The organism is Kitasatospora sp. NPDC059812 (genome assembly GCF_042732075.1).
GTDB lineage: Bacteria > Actinomycetota > Actinomycetes > Streptomycetales > Streptomycetaceae > Kitasatospora.
This window is the reverse complement of sequence record NZ_JBHWIO010000006.1, coordinates 127,140-134,023: the sequence shown is the minus strand read 5'-3', so window position 1 is coordinate 134,023 and position 6,884 is coordinate 127,140. Positions and strand designations below refer to the sequence as shown.

At 76.7% G+C, this 6,884-nt stretch carries 3 protein-coding genes and 1 pseudogene; 1 reads left to right on the top strand and 3 read right to left on the bottom strand.

All coding sequences use genetic code 11. From position 1 onward, the window contains the following. Window positions 1-113 precede the first annotated feature (113 nt). Window positions 114-689: an ATP/GTP-binding protein gene (locus ACFV6D_RS05205; RefSeq protein WP_380493319.1), complete on the top strand. Its 576-nt coding sequence runs from the start codon at window positions 114-116 to the stop codon at window positions 687-689. Window positions 690-811: 122 nt separating this feature from the next. Here the strand turns inward: ACFV6D_RS05205 and ACFV6D_RS05200 are convergent, their stop codons facing one another. The 3 genes and pseudogenes from ACFV6D_RS05200 to ACFV6D_RS05190 form a co-directional block, all read right to left on the bottom strand. Beyond that, complete coding sequence (locus ACFV6D_RS05200; protein ID WP_380493317.1) at window positions 812-1,291, bottom strand: MarR family winged helix-turn-helix transcriptional regulator; 480 nt, start codon at window positions 1,289-1,291, stop codon at window positions 812-814. Between the two features lie 100 nt (window positions 1,292-1,391). Next, window positions 1,392-3,392, bottom strand: a complete 2,001-nt coding sequence (locus ACFV6D_RS05195) for a hypothetical protein (RefSeq protein WP_380558474.1) — start codon at window positions 3,390-3,392, stop codon at window positions 1,392-1,394. Between the two features lie 2 nt (window positions 3,393-3,394). After that, a pseudogene (locus tag ACFV6D_RS05190) lies at window positions 3,395-6,884 on the bottom strand (DUF5682 family protein); the annotation flags it as partial.

Below are 6,884 nucleotides of genomic sequence, written 5' to 3'. Positions count from 1 at the left end.
CCCTCTGCCACGCAAATCTCGCTGATCCCGCACTTGATCGAGGTCGTCCCCAGGCTCGACCCCGCCGACCCCGACCGCCCCGCACCTCTCAGTCCCACTCCAGGAGACCCGAATTGACGACCCAGAGCCTGGTGCCGGGCGCGGTCAAGATCCTCGTCGCCGGCGGCTTCGGCGTCGGCAAGACCACCATGGTCGGCTCGGTCAGTGAGATCGAACCGCTGCAGACCGAGGAGCGGATGACCCGCGCCAGCATCGGGGTCGACAGCCTCGACGGCGTCCAGGGCAAGTCCACCACCACCGTGGCGATGGACTTCGGGCGGATCACCGTCCGCGAGGACCTGGTGCTCTACCTGTTCGGCACACCCGGCCAGTTCCGGTTCTGGTTCATGTGGGACGACCTCGCGCTCGGCGCCCTCGGGGCGATCGTCCTCGCCGACACCCGGCGGCTCGAATCCAGCTTCGCCGCCGTGGACTTCTTCGAGCAGCGCGGCATCCCGTTCGCGATCGGCGTCAACTGCTTCCACGGCCGCCGCGACGCCAGCCCCGAGGACGTCCGGCGCGCCCTCGACCTCGGTCCCGAGGTCCCGATCGTGCTCTGCGACGTGCGGGAGCGGGCGTCCAGCAAGGAGCTGCTGCTCGCCCTGCTCGACCAGGTGCACCGCAACGCCCTGTCCGCCAGGCGGCGTTGAGCGTCCGGGCCGTGCGGGCCGCGCGGGGTCGCCGGGGCCGGCGCCGGACTTGATGTCGAGGTCGGGGTCGGGGCCGGGGTCGGGGTTCAGGCGTTGGTCGAGGTTCAGGCGTTGGTCGAGGTTCAGGCGTTGGTCGGGGTGCGGCCGGTGAGCCCGGCCGGGTCGTCGAGTCCGGAGAGGGCGTGGACCAGCGGCGCCAGCTCCGGCACCTCGGCGGCCTGCGCCAGGGTCGCCTCCAGGGTGGCGTCGTGCACCGGGCGGGCGGCCGTCAGCAGGTTGCGGCCCTCCGGCGTCAGCTCGGTGTAGATCCCGCGCCGGTCGTCGGCGCAGAGGTAGCGGCTGAGCAGCCCACGGTCCTCCAGCCTGGTCACCAGGCGGGTCGTCGCGCTGCTGCTCAGCGCCGCGGCGCGGGCCAGCTGCTGCATCCGCATGTGCCACCCGTCCTGCCGCGACAGGGCGTCCAGCACCGTGTACTCGACCACCGAGAGCCGGTGCTCCGCCTGCAGCGCCTTCTCCAGCGCCGCGTCGATCAGCCCGTGCAGCGCGGCGAGAGTCCGCCAGCCACGGGCCCGGACCTCGGCCGCGTCGTCGCGGATACCCATCGCTCGCCTTCCCTTCCACTTCCCTGCACGTCTCGTGACGTCTTCCCTGGGACAAGTATGCCAGCCGGCGCGGATTAGCTGTCTGTGCAAATAGTTTTCCTTATACCTCCCCTCGATGCCGGTCCATGGCGAGCTCCCCGGCCCAGGCGGCGGCGCAGAGCGCGGCGGCCAGTTCCTCCGTGTAGGAGGCGGCCGCCAGCCAGGACCCGGCGAAGGCGTCGTGGTCGTCCGGGACGACCCGGCCGAACACGTCGCGGCGCCGGTCGGCCGCGGCAGCCCGCAGGGCGTCCAGGAGCTCGGCGGCCGTCACCAGCCCGGCGGCGCGCAGCAGGCTCCCGTCGGCGGCCGCCGTGGCCGCGCTCGGGGCCAGGGCATGGCGCCCGGTGGTGACCGCCTGCTCGACCCGGCGGCCGAGCACGTGGACGGGCGGACCGTACGGGGCCTCGCTCGGGAGACCGGCCGGAAAACCGGGCACGGCATCGGTGGGGGTGGCGATCTGGAGGTCGGTGGTCCGGAGGTCAACGGTCCGGAGGTCGGCGGTCTGGAGGCGTTCGAGGCCGAGATTGACCCGGTCGGCCCGGTCCGCGGGGACGGCGAGCGAGGGAAGGCCGGGGGCCTCAGGGGCCGTCGAGGGCTCCGGGGGTGTGCCGATCGCGAGCAGGCGAAGCTCCGGACGGTCCGATCGCTCCAGGCGACCGATCACCCGCAGCCGCAGGCCGGGCGCGGTGGCGAGCAGTGCGAGGTTCGCCCGGAAGGCCAGCCCCGGGTGCTCGTGCCCCGTGCACAGACCGACCTCCAAGCCGCCGTCGGCGCCATCGGCACCATCGGCACCGCCCTCGCAGCGCGCCAGCAGCCTCGGCGCCCCGCCCGGGCCGACCGGAGCCGGGCCCAGCAGAGTCACGTCCAGGAACAGCAGGTCGCTCCCGGCCGGGCGGCCCTCGTACGGCAGCGACTCCGCCGCGAGCGCCCGCGCCACCTGGGCGGCCGCCGGTTCGGCCCAGAGCGCGGCCACCGGCTCCGCCGTCCACGCCGCGCCCGCCGCCCGGACCGCCCGGACGGAAGCACCCGCGCCCAGCCGCCCGGCGGCGGACCGGGTGGCGCCCTGGACGGCCAGCCCGGCACGGCTGAACTCCCGGTGGCTGAGCGGGGCCTCCCCCAGCCGGACCGTCCGGTTGCCCGCCCCGACCGCCTGCGGGGCGGCGGCCGCCGCGTCACCGTGCGGCATCACCTCGGCCACCGTGCTGAGCCGGCCCCCGGCGTCCACCGCCCAACTCACCACCCCCGCATGCGTGGCCGTCAGCACCGGCTCGGTGAACAGCCCGTACAGCCGCAAGCCGCCCTCCTCGCCGTACGCCTGGCGGGCGGTGCCGCGCAGTTCGGCGACCGGGCCGGAGCCGGTGCTCAGGGCGGTGGTGAGGTCCAGCAGCTCGCGCAGACCGGCCACCAGGTCCGCCAGCCGGTGCTCCGGCGCCCCGGACCGGGCCGCGCGCACCCTCGTCACCACCACGACCGCCGCCGCGGCCGGGCGGTACAACCCCGCCAGCCGCGCCCGGTGGGCCGCCCGCAGCAACTCGGCCTGCGCGACCGCCCCCGCGCCGCTCACCCCGGCGGCCAGCACGGCGCACCCCGCCCGGTGGAGATGGCGGGCCGCCGCCACCTCCACCGGGGTGGGCCCGGCCTCGGGCTGCGCCTCCTGTGACTTCTGTGACTCCCGTGGCTCCCCTCGCTCCTGCGGCTCCTCCGAGGGCGCTGGGGCCGCCTCGGTCGGCGTGACCTCCTCGGGCTCCTCGGGCTCCTCCGCCAGCTCGGCCAACGGGCAGAGCATGACCGCAGCGGCCCGGTGCACGCAGGCCGGGGCCAGCAGGCAGCCGCAGCGGACGTCGGCCGCATCCGCGACCACCGCGCCCGGGGCGCGCAGCACGAGCGCCGTCTCCTCGTCCACCTCCACCCGCCACTCGTCACCGCAACGGGTCACCGGCCGCTCCGCCAGCTTCGCCGCCGCGCCGTCCAGCCGCTTCTGCAACCGGGCGCTCAACCCGGCCACCACCTCCGCGACCACCTCCGGCCGGACCGCCGGCCAGCCGCTCGTCCGCTCCGCCACGCTCATCGCACCTTCTCCCCCACCCAGCGGGCCAGTTCCAGCGGACTCAACGCCGCCACGGGCATACCGGCCGCGACCAACTGGCCCGCGACCGCCTTCGAATAGCGGGCCGTCCCCGTGTCGTCCAGCGCGGCGCAGCCGAGCAGGTGCACACCGGAATCCACCAGTGCCCGGGTCTGGGCCAGCAGCCCGCCCACCGGGCCGCCCTCCTCGAAGTCGCTGACCACCACGACCAGCGTCCGGGACGGCACCGTCACCAGCTTCCGCGCATACCGCAGCCCGCCCGCGATGCTGGTGCCACCACCGATCCGCACCTCCAGCAGCACACTCAGCGGATCCTCCACCCGCTCGGTCAGGTCGACGATCTCGGTGGAGAACGCCACGAAGTGGGTGCTCAGCGAAGGCACCCCGGCCAGGATCGACGCCGTCAGCGCCGCCCAGACCGTCGACGCCTCCATCGACCCGGAGACGTCCACGACCAGGATCAGCCGCCAGTCGGCCGCCTGCCGGGCCCTGGTCCGGAACACCGGACGCTCGGGCACGATGAGTGTGCCGCCGTCCCCCGACGGGCGGGCCGTGGCGAGATTGGCGCGAATGGTCCGGTCCAGGTCCAGTCCGCCACCCGGCCGACGCGTCGGCCGCGGCACGCTGATCCCGGTCAGCGCCGGACGCAGCCTGGTCGCCAACGCGCGCGTCAACTCGTCCACCAGACGCCGCACCAGCGGACGCAGCCGCGCCACCCTCGCCTCCGGCAGGCCGCCCGCGTGCTCCAACACCGTGCGCAGCAAGTCGACCGACGGGCGGACGGCACCCGGCTCGATCGCCTCCAGGACGTCCGTCCGACCCTGCGCCACGGCGGCCGCCAGCACCTCCTCCCGGACTCGCGGCCCGAACAGCGCCGACAGTTCCTCGGCCCACTCCCGCACCCCCGGGAAGGGCGCCTCGCGGCCGCCCCGCCCGGACCGCCCGTCCAGGCCCGGGCCGGAGCCCTCGCCTCGCCCGCTGCCGTACAACTCGTCCAGGGCGGTGGCGAGTCGGGCGCACCGCCCGCTCAGGCCACCGCTGCCGGGGCGGCCGAGGAGCAGCCTCCAGCGCTCGGCCGGGGCGAGGGCGTGCCGCGTGGCGACGGGTGCGGAAGGGAGCGGCTCGACGCGGTGCGGTGGCTCGGGTGCCGGATCGCCCCCGGGCGCCGGCAGCAGGCCGCGCCGGGCCAGCGCCGCGCGGGCGGCCAGATCCGCGCGGACCCAGCCGGCCACCACCGCCGGCGGGACCTCCTCGGGCAGGCCCGCGAGCCGGGTGCCCAGGCGTTCCTCGACCAGGACCAGCAACCGGTCCCGGGCAGCCGGGCTGAGCGTGTCGAAGCCCCCGCGCAACGCCGGCAGCCGGTCGAGGAAGGCGGCGTCGGGCAGCGAGGTGATCCGCTCCAGCACGGGCTCCAGCGCCTCCGGCGCGGTGGCGAACAGGCCCTCCGCTGCCGTCAGCAGGCCGACCAGCCCCCGCCCGAGCGCGTGCCGGGCCTCCGGGCCGGTCGCCCCGTCCACCCACGAAGCCGCCCGCCCGCCCAGCGTCTCCGCCCGCTCCCGCCCCAGCAGCACCCGCACCGCTCCGGCTGCGCCTCGCACCAACGGACTCCCCCGGTCCGCGAGTTCGGCCAGCACGTGCCCCAGCCGCAACCCGCCGTCCAGATCCGCCCGCCGCGCCAGCTCCACCAGCGCCCGCGCATCCGCCGGATCGTCCGACCCGCCCAACCCCTCCAACTGCCGCACGGCTGCCACGGTCAACACCTCGCCCACCGCCCCCAACCGCCCCGCCGGCCCGGCCGACGCCCCGCCCGCACCGGGCAACGGCGCGGAGCCGTCGGGGAACGCGGCGAGGTGCGCCGGCTCCTGCCGGCCGGGGGCGGCGCCCAGCTCGGGCGACGACGCGAGAGCCCCGGGGGCGCCGGGGGTGTCGGGTGGGGCGTAGCCCGGGAGGTGGCCGGCGGCGAGGCGGTCGAGGAGGGCCAGGGCGTCGAGGAGTTCGGGGAGGGTGCCGGAGGACGGGAGGACGGTGGCGAGTTGGGTGAGGCGGGTGTCGGCGAGGGCCGGAAGGCCACAGGCGGCCGCGTCGGTGAGGCCTTGGAGGACCTCGCGGGCGGTGGGGCCGTCGGCCTGCTGTTCACGGCGGAGGCGTTCGCGCAGGGTGCCTTCGGCGGCCTGCGCGGGGGTGACGCCTCGGGCGCCCGCGACGGTGAGCATCGCGGCAGCGGCCGGGGTCCAGTGGAGGCGCCAGCGCGTGCCGATGGCTTCGGTGCCGCCCGCGCCGGTGGTGGTGACGGGGTCGGCGTAGGGGACCCCGCAGGCGGTGAGGCGGTGGAGGAGGATCTCGCGGCGGCGGTCGAGGGGGGTGCGCAGCGGATCGAGGCGGAGTTCGCGGGGCTCGGGGTCGGCGGGGCCGGGGAGGCCGAGGTCGGCGAGGAGGGCTTCGACGGCGGGGGCGAGCCCGCTGCGCGGGGCCGCGGGGGTGGCGCGGCCGGTTCGGGTGCCGACCAGGACGCGTTCGAGGGCGCGGGCGACGGCCCGGCCGCGGCCGAGGGGTTCGCCTTGGGCGAGGACGGTCTGGACGGCTTCGACGAGTTCGCCGCGGCCGGGGGCGGCGTGGCCGCGCAGGCGGGCGAGGTCTCCGGCGAGGCGGACGATCTCGCGGGCGTCGGCCGGGCCGGAGGGGTGGTCCTGGCTGCGCAGTGCTTCGCAGATCCGGACGGCGGTGGTGGTGAGGGCCCGGGTGAGGCGGTCGGGGTCGCCGCCGGCGTCGAGGACGGTGTGCTGCCACTCGGGATCGCGGATGCCCGCCGGATAGCCGGACCGGGCGTCGAGCAGCGGGTAGGTGTAGGGGATCAGGGAGAGGGCGTGCCCGAGGTGGTCCGGGTGCGGCGGTTCCTCGGTGGCGGCGGGCCCGTCGAGCAGGGCGGGCGCGTGGAAGGCGCCGACGACGGCGGCGACCCGGCGCCCGCCGGCCGCCGCGGCCCGGATCCGGGCACGCATCCAGGCTTCGCGCCGTAGGTCGTACGGGTCGACGCCGGGGCCGGTCTCGGCGTCGCGGCGCAGCGCCCAGCCGACCAGCAGGGCGGCGCGCCGGACGGCGTCGGGGGTGGAGCCGGGGGCTGCGGTCTCGACGAGGCGGTCCCACAGGTCGTCGTCGGAATCGCGCCCGGTGAGGCGGTGGCGCAGCGCGTCGGCGACACCGGGGGCGCCGGGGGCACCGGGGGCGGGCTGTTGTTCCTCGTGGGGCGTGGTGCGGTGGGCGAGCGGGAGGTCGCAGGCGAGTGTCTCGACGCCGTTGCGCCGGGCCCAGCGCAGGGCGACCAGCTCCGGGGAGAAGTCGGCGAACGGGTAGAAGGCGAGCCGGCCGGGGCCGGAGTCGGCGGCGGGGCCCCGGCCGGGCGCGCGCGGGCGCGTTTAAACAAAACCCAACCCACCCAACACACACACACACCGGGTTTGAGCGGGTCGG